15 protein-coding genes and 1 riboswitch are annotated in these 16,557 nt (G+C 66.9%); of the genes, 5 read left to right on the top strand and 10 right to left on the bottom strand.

The window, feature by feature from the left end; all coding sequences use genetic code 11:
* Nucleotides 1-132: 132 nt before the first annotated feature.
* A riboswitch (glycine riboswitch) is annotated at nt 133-228 on the bottom strand.
* Nucleotides 229-369: 141 nt separating this feature from the next.
* The 6 genes from ON33_RS08370 to ON33_RS08345 form a co-directional block, all read right to left on the bottom strand.
* Nucleotides 370-936, bottom strand: a complete 567-nt coding sequence (locus ON33_RS08370; protein ID WP_040857189.1) for a MerR family transcriptional regulator — start codon at nt 934-936, stop codon at nt 370-372.
* Between the two features lie 223 nt (nt 937-1,159).
* The gene (locus tag ON33_RS08365) at nt 1,160-1,633 is read right to left on the bottom strand and encodes a bifunctional nuclease family protein (protein WP_040807814.1); all 474 of its coding nucleotides are present in this window, start codon (nt 1,631-1,633) and stop codon (nt 1,160-1,162) included.
* 67 nt (nt 1,634-1,700) lie between these two features.
* Nucleotides 1,701-2,519: a transcriptional regulator FtsR gene (gene ftsR, locus ON33_RS08360; RefSeq protein WP_040857188.1), complete on the bottom strand. Its 819-nt coding sequence runs from the start codon at nt 2,517-2,519 to the stop codon at nt 1,701-1,703.
* Between the two features lie 11 nt (nt 2,520-2,530).
* Nucleotides 2,531-3,001: a glycogen accumulation regulator GarA gene (gene garA, locus ON33_RS08355; protein WP_040857187.1), complete on the bottom strand. Its 471-nt coding sequence runs from the start codon at nt 2,999-3,001 to the stop codon at nt 2,531-2,533.
* A gap of 185 nt (nt 3,002-3,186) precedes the next feature.
* Entirely contained in the window at nt 3,187-3,585 is a 399-nt protein-coding gene (gene gcvH / locus ON33_RS08350; RefSeq protein WP_051151805.1) for a glycine cleavage system protein GcvH, read from the bottom strand.
* 62 nt (nt 3,586-3,647) lie between these two features.
* Nucleotides 3,648-4,265, bottom strand: coding sequence for a CDP-alcohol phosphatidyltransferase family protein (locus tag ON33_RS08345; protein ID WP_040857185.1), 618 nt, complete (start codon nt 4,263-4,265; stop codon nt 3,648-3,650).
* Between the two features lie 217 nt (nt 4,266-4,482).
* Here ON33_RS08345 and ON33_RS08340 point away from each other — a divergent pair, with 217 nt between their 5' ends.
* Both ON33_RS08340 and ON33_RS08335 read left to right on the top strand, forming a co-directional pair.
* Entirely contained in the window at nt 4,483-6,177 is a 1,695-nt protein-coding gene (locus ON33_RS08340; protein ID WP_040857184.1) for a GMC oxidoreductase, read from the top strand.
* A gap of 83 nt (nt 6,178-6,260) precedes the next feature.
* Entirely contained in the window at nt 6,261-7,151 is an 891-nt protein-coding gene (locus tag ON33_RS08335) for a nuclease-related domain-containing protein (RefSeq protein WP_040857183.1), read from the top strand.
* Here the strand turns inward: ON33_RS08335 and ON33_RS08330 are convergent.
* Together ON33_RS08330 and ON33_RS08325 are read right to left on the bottom strand one after the other, a co-directional pair.
* Entirely contained in the window at nt 7,126-7,794 is a 669-nt protein-coding gene (locus tag ON33_RS08330) for a phosphatase PAP2 family protein (RefSeq protein WP_051151803.1), read from the bottom strand. The genes ON33_RS08335 and ON33_RS08330 overlap by 26 nt on opposite strands.
* 382 nt (nt 7,795-8,176) lie before the next feature.
* The gene (locus tag ON33_RS08325) at nt 8,177-10,084 is read right to left on the bottom strand and encodes an acyl-CoA dehydrogenase family protein (protein ID WP_040857182.1); all 1,908 of its coding nucleotides are present in this window, start codon (nt 10,082-10,084) and stop codon (nt 8,177-8,179) included.
* A 132-nt stretch (nt 10,085-10,216) separates the two neighbouring features.
* Here ON33_RS08325 and ON33_RS08320 point away from each other — a divergent pair, with 132 nt between their 5' ends.
* From ON33_RS08320 to ON33_RS08310, 3 genes are all read left to right on the top strand, one after another.
* A complete protein-coding gene (locus tag ON33_RS08320; RefSeq protein WP_051151829.1) occupies nt 10,217-11,608 on the top strand; it encodes a threonine/serine exporter family protein in 1,392 nt (463 codons plus the stop codon).
* 140 nt (nt 11,609-11,748) lie between these two features.
* Entirely contained in the window at nt 11,749-13,980 is a 2,232-nt protein-coding gene (locus ON33_RS08315; protein WP_051151802.1) for an MMPL family transporter, read from the top strand.
* Nucleotides 13,967-14,476, top strand: coding sequence for a GNAT family N-acetyltransferase (locus tag ON33_RS08310; protein ID WP_218001384.1), 510 nt, complete (start codon nt 13,967-13,969; stop codon nt 14,474-14,476). Before ON33_RS08315 ends, ON33_RS08310 begins: the two co-directional genes overlap by 14 nt.
* Nucleotides 14,477-14,516: 40 nt before the next feature.
* Here ON33_RS08310 and ON33_RS08305 read toward each other — a convergent pair whose 3' ends face one another.
* Together ON33_RS08305 and ON33_RS08300 are read right to left on the bottom strand one after the other, a co-directional pair.
* A complete protein-coding gene (locus ON33_RS08305) occupies nt 14,517-15,245 on the bottom strand; it encodes a TetR/AcrR family transcriptional regulator (protein ID WP_040857180.1) in 729 nt (242 codons plus the stop codon).
* A 71-nt stretch (nt 15,246-15,316) separates the two neighbouring features.
* Nucleotides 15,317-16,543: a cytochrome P450 gene (locus tag ON33_RS08300; protein ID WP_040857179.1), complete on the bottom strand. Its 1,227-nt coding sequence runs from the start codon at nt 16,541-16,543 to the stop codon at nt 15,317-15,319.
* Between the last annotated feature and the right edge of the window lie 14 nt (nt 16,544-16,557).

Raw genomic sequence — 16,557 nt, 5'->3', positions numbered from 1 at the left:
GCCAGGCGGCCGACGTGTCGTCTGCCCTCCCCCTCTGTCCTCGATGCCTGAGAGATTCAGCCCTCGACCTTGCGGCCGTTGACCTTTCACCATGGGCGGGTGACGCGAGGTCACCACTTTCCAGAGGCGTCGAAACTCCGCACGGTCCCTGGTGCCTGAGAGATTGACGGGGAGGTGCTGCTCCTTCGGCGTCCGAGACTAACCCCGGAACTCTCCCGCACGGCTGCGACGCACTGTCAGTCTAAGCGGCGCCAGGTTACAACAATGTTGCCTGGTCTAGTTTCACACTCCGGCTTGCTCCCGGATCACCTTCTCCGGGCACACGAAACGCGCGCCGCCCGGAGGCGACGCGCGTTCGGAAAGCGGGGTCTAGCCGGTCTTGCTCATGCGGGCCTTGCGGCGGAAGGACAGCTCGTCCTCGGGACGGTCCGAGCTGACCGCGGTTTCGGCCCGCTCGGCCGGGAAGTTGGCGATCGCGCCGGTGAGTTCACGCATGGCGCCGCTGACGGCTATGCCGAACACGCCCTGCCCACCCTGCAGTAAATCGACCACCTCTTCGGCGGAGGAGCACTCGTAGACGGTGGTGCCGTCGGAGAAGAGGGTGATCCCGGCGAGGTCCTCGACACCGCGGCTGCGCAGGTGGTCCACCGCGATGCGGATGTTCTGCAGCGAGATGCCGGCGTCGAGGAGACGCTTGACGATCTTCAGGACCAGGATGTCCTTGAACGAGTACAGGCGCTGGCTGCCGGATCCGGTGGCACTCCGGATGGACGGAACGACCAGTCCGGTGCGGGCCCAGTAATCGAGCTGGCGGTAGGTGATGCCGGCCACCTGACAAGCGCTGGGCACGCGGTAGCCGACGAGTTCGTCGGGCACCGTGTCATCCGGGAACAGCCCTGGCTGCACCACATCCTGAGGTTGCGGTTGATCTCCCACTGACTACTCCCTTACTGCTTGCCTATCAGGGCTGGGCTCATCTCGGTGGAAACGACACCGAATCGACTCTGGAGCGTTGGCCTAACAATCGAGGCTACTCCCCTGATTGTCGCGGGAGAATCGGCACCGTCAAAGCATGAACAGGCGCGTGTTTTTAACCCTAAACCTGAGGTAGAGACCCGGTTTTGTCCCTTTTCGAGATCAACCCCCGGTCAGGAACTGGTCAGCTGTCCGTGGCCTTGAAGTCATCGGGAGATACCGATTCGAGAAACTCCTTGAACTTCTCGACCTCGTCCTCGCGCTCGTCCGGCATGACCAGTCCGGCCTCTTCCAGCACCGGCTCCTCGGCATAGATCGGGCACCCCACCCGCAACGCGATGGCCACCGAATCCGAGGGCCGCGCGGAGATGCGTAGATCGTTCTCGAAGACCAGGTCGGCGTAGAAAGTGCCCTCCTGCAGATCCACGATCCGCACTTCCTTGAGGGTGTGCCCGAGCTCCTTGATGAGGATCTTGATCAGATCGTGAGTCAGCGGGCGGATCGGAGTCACACCCTCCTGCTCCAGCACGATCGCGGTGGCCTCGGCCTGGCCGATCCAGATCGGTAGATAGCGGTCGCCGGAGACTTCTCGGAGCAACAGCACGGGCTGATTCTGTGGTTGTTCGACACGGATGCCGATCACACGCATTTCGCTCATCGCACTGCCTCCCAAAATCCTCACCGGCCGCCCAACCCGGCTGTAATACCGAGTCTAGGCGAAGAATTCAGCCCCCGAGGGACGCGCGCACCGAGGTCTTCACCAGGCAGGTGTGCAGGGTCAGCGACAGTGCCGCCAACTCGCGAACCGTCTCCTCGGCCCGGGCGCGGGCGTCCGCGTCGCGGCTCTTGGCGATCGGGGCGGCGATCTGCGCGACCATGGCGGCCTCACGATCGGCGGCCAATTTGAAGGCGCGCAGATGCCTTGCCTCCAAACCGAATTCGCTCAACGCCTTGGCGGTGCGCGCCAGCGTGACGGCGTCACCGTCGAAATAGCCTGCGGCGCCGGGGGTAATGAGGTTGGCGCGGATCAGCTCGGTCAGGAACTTCTCGTCGATGCCCGCCTGATCCAGCAGATCGGCCCGGGTGATCCGGATCTCGTGATCGAACCGGAGCTCCTCGGGCGACACCTCACCCGGCACGGCGTTCAGCCGCCGCAGGCGGCCGCCTCCATTGGGCGACAGGCCATCTCTGCCATCGGGCCCAGGTCTGGAATCGGGCACGGACCCTCCCACGGCGTTCGCCCGGGCCCGGGCCTCCCGGACCCCGAGCGTCGCCGCCCCACTGTCGATCGCTTCGAGCTGTTCCTTGATCACCTTCAACGGCAGGTACTGGTCCCGCTGCGCGGTCAGCACGAAGCGCAGGCGCTCGACGTCCGCCACATGAAAGCGGCGGTACCCCGAGGGCGTGCGCTCCGGGCTGATCAGGCCCTCCGATTCCAGGAATCGGATCTTGGAGATGGTGATGTCCGGAAAATCCGGACGCAGGAGATCCAGCACGGAGCCGATCGACATGCCTCCGCGCGTCCACTGCGCTGCGCCAGTCATTCCGCTCGGTCCTATAGAGCCGACGAATCGCTTGTCGCTGGACGGGGACCGGTCAGGAACACCAACCGGAACTTGCCGATCTGGACCTCGTCACCGTTCTGCAGCTCCGAGGAATCCACCGGCTCCCGGTTGACGTAGGTGCCGTTGAGGCTGCCCACATCGACCACCTGGAAAGTGTCGTCATCCTGGCGGAATTCCGCGTGGCGACGGCTGACGGTGACATCGTCCAGGAAGATGTCACTGTCGGGATGGCGTCCCGCCGACGTGGTCGGCTGGTCGAGCAGGAAGCGCGAGCCGGCGTTCGGACCACGCTTGACCACCAGCAGGGCCGCGCCCGCGGGCAGGCCCTCCACTCCCTGCACCGGCTGCTCGCCGGTCTGCTCGGTGCGCGACGTGTCGACCTCGTTCAGGAAGTCGGCACGGAACACCGAAGTGGTCTCTGCTGCCGTTTCCTGGTAACCCGGGTCCTTGTTCTCGCTCACCCTTGCTCTCCTCCTCGAACCGAATAATCCATGCAAGCAGTTGATGCCCTCAGCGATGCGGCACTCCGGCCACTCCCCGCTTCGGGCAGGCCCCAATGTTCCGGGCACCGGCTGCGCGCACTTCTGTTGGCATTGACCGTACCCTGCCAGGGCGTACCCGTGCAGGTAGAACTGTGAAGGCTCCTTCAGCCTCCGATAACTCCTTGATAACCTGCGGCATCCAGGAGCTTTCCGAGCGCCGCGTCGAGCGCCTCGGCGGAGTCCACCTCGAGCTCGAAGAGCCATCCGTCGCCGTAGACGTCGGAGTTGACCGTCTCCGGCTCACCGTCCAGAAGATCGTTCACCGCAACGACTTTCCCGGCCAGCGGAGCGTAGATGTCGGACACGCTCTTGGTGGATTCGATCTCGGCGACGCTGTCACCACTCGCCACCGCGGAGTCCAGCGCGGGCAGCTGCACGAACACGACATCACCGAGCTGCGACTGCGCGTAATCGGTGATACCCACCCGCACCCGGGTCGGACCCACTTTGCTCACCCACTCGTGCTCTTCGGAGTAGCGCAAATCCTCGGGTACTGCGGTCACTGGCAGTGTCCTTTCAACGGGCGTTCCTCTCGGGATCGTCGTCGATCCGTCCGCCGCACACCCTATCGGGAGTGATCATGGTGCGGCACGGGCGGTATCGCTCGGGACACGGCGACGGCTTTGCGGAGATAGAGGATTCCGGTCCAGACGTAGACCGCCGTGCCCCAGATCAAGAATGCCCCACCGAAGGCGCGGCCGAAACCCGCCGCCGCCCAGTCCATCTGCCCCGCCAGCAGCCACGGCAGCGCGGACATGAGCGCGAAGGTGGCGGCCTTGCCCAGGTAGATGACCTCGGGCGGGGGCAGGTTGCGGCGGCGGTAGATGCCGAGGGTGAGGGTCAGGACGGCGTCACGGCCGACCAGGATGAGCACCACCCACCAGGGCAGGATGCCGCGAATCAGGAAGCCGCCCAGGGTCGCCAGCAGGTAGAGGCGATCCACCAGCGGGTCGAGGATGGCGCCCAGTTTGGAGGACTGGTCCAGCAGCCGGGCCAGCTTGCCGTCGAGGAAGTCGGTGATGCCGCTGGCGACCAGCAGGGCGAAGGCCCAGCCGTCGGCCCGCTCGGCGAGCAGCAGCCACAGGAACACCGGGACGCCGATCAGCCGCAGCACGCTGAGCACGTTGGGCACGGTGATGATGCGGTCGCTGTAGACCGGTTCCGTGTTCCGCTCGGTTGTCACAACCCGGTCATACCCCAATCACTCCGCCATCTCCATCCGGGCACGCCGCTGCCCAGGCCGGGAGGGCGATCGATATGGCCGCTGCCATACTTGCGCAGTGAGAGAATGACAGCAGTCTTTTCTCACTGTATGCGAGGGGTGCGAATTCGCGGGGCGTGCTGCGGTTCGGGCCCGAGTGGTGAAGGCTGATCCGTACAGCCCAGGGAGAGGAAAGACCATGCCCGACTTCGACTATGACGTCGTCGTTATCGGCTCCGGCTTCGGGGGGAGCGTGAGCGCGCTGCGCCTGAGCGAGAAGGGTTACCGGGTGGCCGTGCTGGAATCCGGCCGACGGTGGAACGCCGAGGACATCCCCAAGACGAACTGGAATCTGCGCAAGTCGATCTGGGCCCCGCGGCTGGGGCTGACCGGCACCCAGCGCATCAGCATTCTGGGCAAGTGCGCGGTGTTCTCCGCGTCCGGAGTGGGCGGCGGGTCGCTGATCTACGGCAACACCCTCTACGAGCCACTGCCGGCCTTCTACACCGATCGGCAGTGGGCCCACATCACCGACTGGCGCGCGGAGCTCGCGCCCTACTACGACCAGGCGCAGCGCATGCTGGGCGTGGCCCCGAATCCGCGCATGACCCCGGCCGACGACGTGATCCGTTCGGTGGCACAGGATCTGGGCGTCGCCGACACCTTCCACGCCACCAATGTGGGCGTCTTCTTCAACGAGGCCGCGCCGGGCGAGGAGGTGGACGATCCGTACTTCGGCGGCGCGGGCCCGCGGCGCAGCGGCTGCATCCACTGCGCGCGCTGTTTCACCGGCTGCCCGCACAACGCCAAGAACACCACCCCCAAGAACTACCTGTACCTGGCCGAGCAGGCCGGCGCGCACGTGTTCGAGCTGACGACGGCCACCAAGGTGCGGCCCATGACCGGCGGCGGCTACGCCATCGAGACGCAGCGTTCGAATGGCTGGATCCGCAAGGGCGGCAAGGTGTTCACCGCCGAGCAGGTGGTGTTCGCGGCGGCCGCGCTGGGCACCCAGAAGCTGCTGCACAAGATGCGCGACGAGGGCGTGCTGCCGAATTTGTCGCCGCGGCTGGGCGAGCTGACCCGCTCCAACTCCGAGGCCATCCTGAACGTGGTGAGCAAGGCCCGCGACGACTTCGCCGAGGGCATCGCCATCACCTCCTCGATCCACCCCGAACCCGACACCCACGTCGAGGTGTGCCACTACGGCAAGGGGCAGAACGCCCTGTTCCCGCTGTCGGTGCCGCTGGTGGACGGCGGCGCCTTCCGGTTCCTGCGCTTCCTGCTGGCCATGCTGCTGCACCCGGTGGTATTCGCGCGCAGCCTCAATGCCCGCCGGGCGTCGGAGAAGTCGGTCATCCTGCTGGTCATGCAGTCCCTGGACAACTCGCTGACCTCGTTCCGGCGCTGGGGTCAGCTGAAGACCAGACAGGGCATGGGCAAACCGAATCCGACCTGGATCCCGCTGGCGCACGAAGTCGGCCGCCGCTTCGGCGAGAAGGTCGACGGGGATGTGCAGATGCTGGCCATGGACGTGTTCAACATTCCGGCCACCGCCCACTACATCGGCGGCTGCGTCATCGGCGAGGGTCCGGAAAGCGGTGTGGTGGACCCGTATCAGCGCGTGTACGGCCATCCGGGCCTGCATGTCGCCGACGGTTCGGCGGTGACGGCCAACCTGGGCGTGAACCCGTCACTGACCATCACCGCCCAGGCCGAGCGCGCAATGGCGTTCTGGCCCAACCGAAACGAGGCCGATCCACGTCCGGAGCTGGGCGCGGCGTACCGCCGGATCCGCCCGGTGGCGCCCAAACACGCCGCCGTGCCGGACTTCGCGCCCGGCGCGTTGCGGCTACCGTTGTTCCCGAACGATCACGAGCTCTCCGCGAACTGAGCGCGGCGGCGTGCCCGGCGGTAGTTTGGGGTGTTGTGCCCGTACCATTCCCGGTATCGATTCGACGAGAAAGGTGAGAGCCGATGCTCGTCCGAGTGCAGAACGCCGCCGGCACCCATGCCGAGAAGGTGCTCATCGATTGGTTGCGAACCTGGAAGGGCAGCACCGATCCCAAGGGCGTCGCCACCGTCAATTGCACTCTGTTCCACGGCGATAAGCTGCATCCGTTCGACGCGGTGGTGTGGACGCCGACCAGCTGTGTGGTGATCGAGGCCGAGGCGCTGTCCGAGCGCATGGACGGTGAGCTCGAGGTTCCGGTGAACGGCCCCTGGCGGGTCGGCGACCGGATCATCGCCTTCGACGGTGGCGACAAGCGCAATCCGCTGGACCAGTCCCGCGATCACACCTTCGCGCTGCAGAACTGGCTGGCCGAGCGGGGTCTCGGGCAGCGCGTCATCCACGGCATCGTGCTCGTGGTGCCGGCGCCCGGGTCGAACCTGCGGGTCACCCAGCTGTGGAACGACCCCAGCTTCCAGGTGCTGCTGGGCGACGAGCGGCGGCTGCGCGATCACTTCACGAGCCTGCTCTCGCGGGGCCGGCCGCAGTGGTCGGCCAATGACGTGGCCTGGGCGTTCCGTGGTCTGGGCATCCTGCCGTATCTGCCCGGGCCGCAGGATCTGCTGAACGAGGGCTTCCTGGGCCCGGTGGATCCGACGCTCTGGCACGGCGGTCCGCAGCAGGCCCAGGCCGAGGCCTTCGCCGAGGAGCAGGCGCGGCTGGAGCGCGAGCACGGGTCGGCCGGACGGGGCCTGCACATCCCCGAGCCGTGGTTCAGCCCGCGCAAGCTCTATCCGCGCCGCAGCGACCGGATCGAGGTGACCCGCGGGCTCATGCGGGTGATGCTGACGCTCGGTTTCCTGGTGGCCGCACTGTGGGTGGTGTGGTTCATCATCGCGGGGGCGGCGTCGTACTAGACGGCGCCGCAACCGGTGTAGCCGTGAAGTAGCGGAACGGTAGATAGAGGGCGGTCACGAGGGTGACCGCGGCCGCCGTTCCGCCGAGCACGTCGGTCGGATGGTGATATCCGAAGCCGACCATGCCGATCATGACGGCCGGCAGCACCGCCGCCATGACGATCACCGTGACGGTCCGCACACGCGCGGATTCGGTCACGAGGGCGAAGGTGGTGACGACCGCGACCAGCTGGACGGTGTGGCCGCTGGGGTAGGCGAGATAGTGGTCGAGCTTGCGGTCCCAGAACGGTTTGAGCGCAAAGGTATTGACGGCGACCACCAGTTCGGGGGCCACCAGCGCGAATCCGGCCTGCCACCACTGGCGGCGGTAGGCGAACCATGCCGCCGAGGCGACCAGCAGCGGCAGGACCACGTAACTGTCACTCGGGAACACCAGGACTCGGTACACCCAGGTGTGGGCGTCGAACGCGGAGTGGATATCGCGTTCCACGGACAGGTCCGCGCTCGTCGACCCGCCGCCCGCCGGAAACGACAGCGGCACAAGCAGAGTGACGATCACCCCGGTCAGGATCACGCCGGTCAGGGCGGCACGGCGCAGCCGCTCGTCCGGCCGGACGGGCGCGGGTGGAGTCGATCGAGTCACGCCTGCACGATACCGACGCCCCTGTCCCGCCCCTGCCGACCGTGGCGTCACTCCCGCGGCGCGGCCCCGGCAGCCACCGACACCGGCGGGCGCAACTCGGCAGGTCCGGCGTCGAATGCATCACCCGGCTCAACCGATGCCTCCCGGCGTATTCGCTTCTCAGCAGCCGGCGCGAGCGCCGGGGCGCCCACCACTCGACGGTGCCCACGAGCCGCATGAAGGCGGGGACCAGGACCATGCGAACCAGGGTGAGGGTGAGCGCTGCGGTCCGATCGCGGCCCGCGGCGATCTCCTCCCGATAGCGCCCGATGATCAGTACCGTGTGTGCGACCTCTCAACGATGCGCGGAGGCAATAAGTTTCAGCGCCGGCAGCGGCCGGGGTCAGCCGAGCATGGCGGCCCGCAGCATGCCCTCGGGCACACCCAGCCCCTCGATGAGCGTGAGCGCCTGCGGGCGCAGTCGATCGACGAGTTCGTTGACGCCGCGGCGCACCGCCTTGGCCCGCTCCACCGACATGAACCGGTGCATGATGAACCACGCCTGGTTCTGCTCGATGGTCCAGTAGACGTAGAGGTCGCAGACGGAATCGGCGAGCGCCCGCGCGTCCGGGTCCTCGATCGCGGCGATGCCGTCGATGAAGGCCTCCAGCACCATCCGCTCGATGTGCGCGGTCCCGGCGGCGAGGATGTGGTCCTGGGCATTGTTGAACGCCTCGAATGGACCGGTCTCCTTGGCGCGGGCCTGAAGCCGGTGCGCGGCGGTGCGGACCAAGTAGTCCTCGCGATCGGCGAACAGCTGCAACTGGACCGAGCGCCGGGACAGGTCGGCCTCGTCGACGGATTCGTCGCCGCGGTCGCGCAGCCGCTGGATCATCTGCCGCACACCGGATCGCTCGCGCACCACGTCGCGTGCCATGGTGGCCGCGAAGCGCACCCAGCCGAGGGTATCGAGATCGCGGACCTCGTCGGCGTAGGCGGTCAGCAAGTCTTTGGCTACCAACTGGGTGAGGACCACGTTGTCACCCTCGAAGGTGGTGAAAACATCGGTGTCGGCCTTGAGGGTCACCAGCCGGTTCTCGGTGAGATAGCCTGCGCCGCCGCAGGCTTCGCGGCATTCCTGGATCGCCTGCGTGGCGTGGCGAGTCTGGGCGACCTTGAGGCCCGCGGCGCGGTTCTCCAGCGCGCGCTGCGCGCGCGGATCGGTGGTCTGGCCGGTCTGCACCAGATGCATGCGATGGACGAGATCGTTCTGCGCGAAAGCCAGTGCGTAGGAACGGGCTACGAGCGGCAGCAAACGGCGTTGATGGCTGCGGTAGTCCAGCAGCACGGTCTCCTCGCCGGTGTCCGGGTCGGCGAACTGGCGGCGCTGCTCGCCGTAGCGCACGGCGATGCTGAGCGCGACCCGCGCGGCCGCGGCCGCCGCACCACCGACGCTGATCCGGCCGCGCACGAGAGTGCCGAGGGTGGTGAAGAAGCGGCGGCTGGGGTTCTCTATGTCGGAGCTGTAGGTGCCGTCGGGCGCGACATCGGCGTAGCGGTTGAGCAGGTTCTCCCGCGGAATCCGCACCTGGTCGAACATGATTCGGCCATTGTCGACGCCGGGCAGACCGCCCTTGAGGCCGCAGTCGCCGGTGGTCACCCCCAGCAGGCCGCTGCCCGCCTCGTCACGAATGGGCACCAGGAAGCAGTGCACGCCCTTGCTCTCGCCGCCGGTGATCAGCTGCGCGAAAACCGCTGCCATCCGGGCATGTTCGGCCGCACCGCCGATGTAGTCCTTGCGGGCGGAGGGCGTCGGGCTGTGAACCACGAACTCCTGAGTCGCCGGGTCGTAGGTGGCGGTGGTCTCCAGATTCGCGACATCGCTGCCGTGCCCGGTCTCGGTCATGGCGAAGCAGCCGAGCAGGCGCAGCGGTATCAGATCGTCGATGTATTCGCGGTGGCGCTCGGTGCCGAGGTTCTCGACCGCGCCGCCGAAAAGTCCCCACTGCACACCGCTTTTCACCCACAGCGACAGGTCGGTGTAGGCCAGCATCTCCAGTGCGGTGACCACCGCGCCCGGGTCGCCCGGACTGCCGTCCGCGTGCCGGAAGCCGCCCTCGACCCAGCCATAGGAGGCGACCAGTTGCATCTGCTCGAGCACCCGGGCCCGCGCCGCCTTGATATCGAGGGCGGGATCGCTGTAGAGGCGATCGTCGTCGAGGATCCCCCGCGCGCGTTCGCGCACGTCACGCCAGGGGCCGTCGAGTGCCGCGCGTAGCTCTTCCGCAATCGAAACGCCGCTCGTCGCCATACTCGAAAACACTACTGCCCCCGTTCCGCTCAACCAGGTGATCTCCCGCACCCGTGTACGTTTCTGTATGTGAGCACCGATGTGGCTACCGAGTTGGAGGCGCCTCCGCGGCTGCGCACCCGGTGGCGGCGGATGCTGACCGGGACGGTGGACCGCCTGGTCGCGGACCGCCGCGCGACGGTCGATACCGTGGTCGAAGCGCCCGCCCCGCTGCAGCCGATCGACGTCACCGATGACGCGACGGTCACCGAGGTGATGGATCTGGCCGAGCGGGTGGGCGAGGTCGTACTGGCATCCGGCACCGCGGTCATGGACACCACGACGCAGATCGAATTCATCGCCGCCACCTACGGCCTGGACAAGTGCGATATCGACGTCACCTACAACTCGATTCGTATCTCCGCCGACCGGGGACCCCGACTGCCGCCGTACAGCACCATGCGCGTCGTGCATTACCGGTCGCTCGACTTCACCCGCCTCGCGGCGGCAGACCGACTCACGCGCCGGATCCGCCGCGAACTGGTGCCGCCGCAGGAGGCCCTCGCGGCACTGGACGAGATCACCGGTGCGCCACACCCGTATCCACGCTGGCTGGCGACGCTCGGCTGGGCGGTCATGGCCGCGGCGGTGGCGCTGTTGCTCAATGGCGGGCTGCTGATCGCCCTGCTGAGCTTCGTGGCCACCACCATGATCGATCGGACCAACCGGGTCCTGAACCGGCGCGGGCTGCCGTTCTTCTTCCAGCACATGGCGGGTGGGGTGATCGCCGCCGCGCCCGCGGTCCTGGTCTCCACATTCGCCGAAAACCTGCATCTGGACCCCTCGCTCATCATCGCCGCGGGAATCACGGTGCTGCTGGCCGGTTTACAGCTGGTCGGCGCGGTCGAGGACGCGATCACCGGGGCGCCGATCACGGCGTCGGCGCGCATGCTGGAAGTGATCATGATGACCGGCGGCATCATCGCCGGTATCGCGTTCACACTGCGGGTGGCCGAGGTGTTCGAGGCGACAGTGCCGACGGCCGACATAACCACGACCCGCGATCTGACCAATCTGCCGATCAAGCTGTTCGCGGGTGCGGTGACCTCGGCGGCGTTCGCGCTCGCCTGCTACGCGGAGCGGCGGGCCGTGGCCGCGGCGGCGTTCAGCGGTGCGGCCGCCACGGTCGTCTATCTTCTGGTCCAGCACTTCGGGTTCGGCCCGATCGTGTCGTCGGGGGTGGCGGCCACGGTGGTGGGCCTGGCCGGCGGTCTGCTGGCGCGGCGCGCGCTGACGCCCCCGCTGGTGGTGGCGGTCGCGGGCATCACTCCCCTGCTTCCGGGTCTGCGCGTCTATCGCGGGCTGTACGCGTTGCTCAATGACGAATTGATTCTCGGCCTCAACCAATTGTTCGGCGCTTTCGCGGTCGGTCTGGCCCTGGCCGCCGGTGTGACACTCGGTGAATGGATGGCCCGTGATCTGCGCCGGCCGCGCATCCTGAAGCGTATGGGCTCGCTGCGCCGGCCGCGGCTCAGCTCCGGTTGATCAATACCGAGCGGTCCGATGCGGGCTTCTCACCACGGATCATGCGATTTATCTATCGCAAAATCACGTACCGGAATTCACTTATTATATTCGGATACAACGCTTTTCACTTATCGTGATCTTGGCTGCTACCGTGCAGTATGACCACGAGAGGCCCGCGCGACCGCGATGTCTTCGCGCTATGGGGAAAACTCGTAGCCAACCACCGTTTTCTCGTCCTGGGCATCGTGGCCGCCGCCCTGCTGGGCCTCGGCGGCTACGCCTGGGGCTTCGAGAGCCGGCTCAGCTCGGGCGGTCTGGACGATCCGAATTCGGAATCGGCGCAGGCCGCGGTGCTGGCCGCCAATGCGTTCGGGCCGAATCACGCCGCCGACGTGATCGTGCTCTATCAGGCGCCCGACGGGACGACCGTCGACGATCCGGACGTGAGCCAGTCGATCGTGGACAGCCTCAACGGACTCACCCAGCGCTACCCGAACGATATCGCCGGCGTGTACGCCACGTACTGGCCCGAGGTCTCCGCGATCCGGGGTTCCTCCGTGGCGTTCGCGACCAAGGACAAGACGCGCGCGGTCGCCTCCATCGCGCTGAAGGACAATGCCGCCACGAACGTGAAGGACGACTTCTCGGTTCCGGGCGTCAAGGTCTACGTCGGTGGCCTGCAGCCGGTCGCGACCGCGCTGACCGACACCATCTCGGCCGATACCCATCGCATGGAGCTGCTGGCCATTCCGGCGGTGGCGGTGCTGTTGTTCTTCATCTTCGGCGGCGTGGTCGCCGCAGCGCTGCCGCTGCTGATGGGCGTGCTGACGATTCTGGGCGCGAACGGCATCGTCCGGGCGATCACCAATGTGACCGATGTGAATTCGTTCGTGGCGCCGGTCGTTTCGATGATCGGCCTGGGCCTGGCCATCGACTACGCGCTGTTCATCGTGAGCCGGTTCCGCGAGGAGGTGGCCGCCGGATACGACACCCGCACCGCGGTCCGCCGCGCGGTGATGACCGCGGGCCGCACGGTGCTGTTCTCCGCCACCATGATCGTCGCCAGCCTCGGCGGCATGCTGCTGTTCCCGCAGGGTTTCCTCAAGTCCATCGCGTACGGTGCGATCGCCACCGTCACCCTGGCGGCGCTGACGGCCCTCACGATCCTGCCCGCCATGCTGGCGATCCTCGGGCCGTGGGTGAATGCCCTGGGCATCAAGCGATTCCGCCGCGCCGATTCCGCCCACGAGGTGGAGGAGGGCTTCTGGGGCCGGTCCACCAGCTGGGTGATGCGGCATCCGCGCGAGATCACCGCGGTGCTGATTCTCGGATTGCTGCTGCTGATCGTGCCGGTTCGCAATATCGCCTTCGGCGGCTTCAGCGAGAAGTATCTGCCGCCGGACAATACGACCCGCGTGGCCCAGCAGCAGATCGACACCTATTTCCCCCTCCGCAAGCCCGACCCGATCGAGTTGCTCATCACCGCCGGTGACAGCACCGAGGTCGGCCCCTTCATCGAACAGGCGAGTCGCGCTCCCGGTCTGGTCACCACCGGACTGTCGACCGGTTTCGAGATTCCGACCCGCTCCCAGACGCAGCCGAATGTCTATCGGACACAGGCGTATCTGATCGATTCCACCAAGTACGACAAGACCATCGACTACCTGCGCGCGTTACCGGTGCCCGACGATATGACCGTGTTGGTCGGCGGCGTGCCGACGGTGCAGCACGACGCGATCGCCGCGCTGCTGAAACGGCTGCCGCTGATGATCCTGCTGGTTCTGGCGTTCACCACGATCCTGATGTTCCTCACCTTCGGGTCCCTGGTCCTCCCGCTCAAGGCCGCCTTCATGAGCGTGCTCGGCCTGGGGTCGACGCTCGGCATCCTGACCTGGATCTTCACCGAGGGCCACGGCGCGACCCTGTTGAACTTCACCCCGCAGCCGATTCAGGCGAACATCCTGTTCCTGATCATCGCGATCATCTACGGGCTCTCCACCGACTACGAGGTATTCCTGGTGTCCCGCATGGTCGAAGCCCGTGCGCGCGGCGCGACGACCGAGGAGGCCATCCGTTCCGGCACCGCGCAGACCGGCCGCATCATCACCGCCGCGGCCCTGATCCTGCTGGTGGTCACCGGCGCCTTCGCCTTCTCCGACCTGGTTCTCATGCAGTACATCGCCTACGGCATGATCGCCGCCCTCGTCATCGACGCCAGCGTGCTGCGCATGCTGCTGGTTCCCGCCACCATGAAGCTCCTCGGCGACCGCGTCTGGTGGGCCCCCGCCTGGATGAAGCGCATTCAGCAGCGCATCGGCCTGGGCGAACCGGTCCTCCGCGACGAGCCCCACCACCTCCGCCCGACCGAATTGGCAGATGCCCGAAGCTGATTCCTCCCAGGACCCGACACCGATGATCGAAATCCAGCCGCTCCACCCCGACGACTGGCGGCTCTGGCGCGAACTCCGCCTACGGGCCCTCACCGAATCGCCGTCGGCCTTCGGTTCGACCCTCGCGGAGTGGACCGGCCCCGGCGACACCGAAACCCGTTGGCGCGCACGACTGACCACCGTCCCGCTCAATTTCGTCGTCCGCGTCGACGGCGCCCCCGTAGGCATGGCCGGCGGCTACCTCCGAGACGACGGCGCAGCGGAACTGATCTCGCTCTGGGTCGCCGCCGAAGCTCGCGGCCGTGGTGTCGGCGACGCGGCCGTGCGCGCGGTCATCGACTGGGCAGACCAGCGCGAGGTCGTCCTCTCGGTCAAAACCGACAACGCCCCCGCGACCACCCTCTACCTCCGCCACGGCTTCATCGACGTCGGCCCGTCCCCCGACGACGACGGCGAGCGCTTCATGCGCCGGACCTCGAAATCAGCCTGCCACTAGCGTCTTCCGCATCGGTCGATCCCGATGGCGGCGAAGCAGCTCAGCTCGCGACGAGTCCGATGCCCCGGCCGATGTCGGCGAGAGTGGAGTCGAAAAGGACGTCGGGGTGGCTGACCTGGATGGGGTAGTTGCCGAAGACTTCGAGGGTGACGTGGCCGTAGAGGCGGGCCCAGAACTGGATCATGACGTAGCTGACGCCGAGGTCCAGCTTCTCGGCGGGGAAGTTCTGGCCGGAATCGGCGAGGACGCTGAGGAGCTCGGACTGGAACTTGATGAGGTCGTCGCGGAGTTCCGGGGGAATGAGTTCCAGCGGTGGGGTCACGACGGCGTAGTCGGTGAGGAGGCGGCCGGCGGCGCCGAGGAAGATGCGGCCGACGGGTTCGCCGAATTGCTGCATGGCGCTGGTGATTCCGGCGGTCACCGGGGAGGCGAAGACCAGGGTGAATTCGCGGGAGTGGGTGAGGGCCCAGCGGCGGAAGCCGCGGCAGATGGCGAAGAAGCGGATGCCGGCGTCGTCGGGCAGGCCGTCGATGGCGGCTTCGAGATCCTGTGCCAGATCGGCACATACGTCGGTGCGGACGGCGGCGACGAGGTCGTCGCGGGACTCGTAGTACCGGTAGAGCGCGGGAGCGGTGATGCCCAGCTCCCGCGCGATGGCCCGCAGCGTGATCGCGTCGGGCCCTTGGTCGACCAGCAGTGACCGCGCGACGCGCCGGATATCGGCGTCGCTGACCGCCGGCATCCGGCCGCGTCGGCGAGGCTCACTCATGCTGACTCCATACTTCGAACGAATTGGGCCCCTGTGGGGTTACGCACATTACCTCCCCGGGGCCCGGTCGCTCACTCGTACGCGACTTCCCAGCTCTTGATGCCGTTGAGCCAGCCCGAGCGCAGGCGCACCGGCTCGGAGATCTGGTGCAGGTTCGGCATGACGTCGGCGATCGCGTTGAAGATCAGATCCAGCTGCAGGCGAGCCAGATTCGCGCCCACGCAGTAGTGGGTGCCGGTGCCGCCGAAGCCGACGTGCGGGTTGGGGTTGCGCAGCACGTTGAACTTGTACGGGTCTTCGAAGTAGTTCTCGTCGAAGTTGGCCGCGCTGTAGAACATGCCGACGCGCTGGCCCTTCTTGATCAGCTGGCCGCTGAGCTCGACGTCGTCGATGGCGGTGCGCTGGAAGGCGATGACCGGGGTGGCCCAGCGGACGATCTCGTCCGGAGCGGTGCGCGGACGCTGCTCCTTGTAGAGCTCCCACTGGTCCGGATTGTCCACGAACGCCTTCATGCCATGGGTGGTGGCATTGCGGGTGGTCTCGTTGCCGGCGACCGACAGCAGGATCACGAACCAGGCGAACTCGTCCGACGCCAGCGACTCGCCGTCGATGTCGGCCTGCAGCAGGGTGGAGGCGATGTCGTCCATCGGGCAGGCGCGACGCTGCTCGGCGAGGTTCCAGGAGTAGCCCATGACCTCGGCGGTGGCGACCTTGTGGTCCCCGTTGAACTCCGGATCGTCGTAGCCGATCATCTGGTTGGACCAGTCGAAGATCTTGCCGCGGTCTTCCTGCGGGATGCCGATGAGCTCGGCGATGGCCTGCAGCGGCAGCTCACAGGCGACCTGCTCGACGAAGTTGCCGGAGCCGTTCTTCTTGGCCTCGTGCACGATTCGCTCGGCGCGCTCGCGCAGCGCGTTGCGCAGCGACTCGACGGCGCGCGGGGTGAAGCCCTTGGAGATGATCCGGCGCAGCTTGGTGTGCCGCGGCGGGTCCATGTTCAGCAGCAGATAGCGCTGCACCTCGATCTCTTCGCGGGTGATGTCGCCATAGAAGCGGATGACCGCGGTGTTCTCCTCGTTGGAGAAGGTCTCCGGGCTCGTGGAGATCTTCTTGATGTCGTCCATCTGGGAGATGGCCCAGTAGCCGCCATCGTCGAAGCCGGTCAGACCATTGGCCTGCGGCACCCAGAAGGGCTTGGCCTGCTTGCGGAGAGCTGCGAATTCCTCGACGGGCAGACGCTGGGCCAGCAGGTCGGGATCGGTGAAGTCGAAACCGGTAGGGATGGACGGCGCGGACACGGAACCTCCTTTGG

It is taken from the genome of Nocardia niigatensis NBRC 100131, from assembly GCF_000308655.1.
GTDB lineage: Bacteria > Actinomycetota > Actinomycetes > Mycobacteriales > Mycobacteriaceae > Nocardia > Nocardia niigatensis.
The sequence above is the reverse complement of the archived record's forward strand: the minus strand, read 5'-3'. Positions and strand labels throughout refer to the sequence as shown.

Bases quoted from the DNA above. Each gene is read 5' to 3' on its own strand.
- ON33_RS08310 (WP_218001384.1), top strand. From the start codon at position 13,967: ATGCCCGAAGCTGATTCCTCCCAGGACCCGACACCGATGATCGAAATC.
- ON33_RS08335 (WP_040857183.1), top strand. From the start codon at position 6,261: ATGCTCGTCCGAGTGCAGAACGCCGCCGGCACCCATGCCGAGAAGGTG.
- ON33_RS08315 (WP_051151802.1), top strand. From the start codon at position 11,749: ATGACCACGAGAGGCCCGCGCGACCGCGATGTCTTCGCGCTATGGGGA.
- ON33_RS08320 (WP_051151829.1), top strand. From the start codon at position 10,217: ATGCTGACCGGGACGGTGGACCGCCTGGTCGCGGACCGCCGCGCGACG.
- ON33_RS08340 (WP_040857184.1), top strand. From the start codon at position 4,483: ATGCCCGACTTCGACTATGACGTCGTCGTTATCGGCTCCGGCTTCGGG.
- ON33_RS08365 (WP_040807814.1), bottom strand. From the start codon at position 1,633: ATGAGCGAAATGCGTGTGATCGGCATCCGTGTCGAACAACCACAGAAT.
- ftsR (WP_040857188.1), bottom strand. From the start codon at position 2,519: ATGACTGGCGCAGCGCAGTGGACGCGCGGAGGCATGTCGATCGGCTCC.
- ON33_RS08305 (WP_040857180.1), bottom strand. From the start codon at position 15,245: ATGAGTGAGCCTCGCCGACGCGGCCGGATGCCGGCGGTCAGCGACGCC.
- ON33_RS08325 (WP_040857182.1), bottom strand. From the start codon at position 10,084: ATGGCGACGAGCGGCGTTTCGATTGCGGAAGAGCTACGCGCGGCACTC.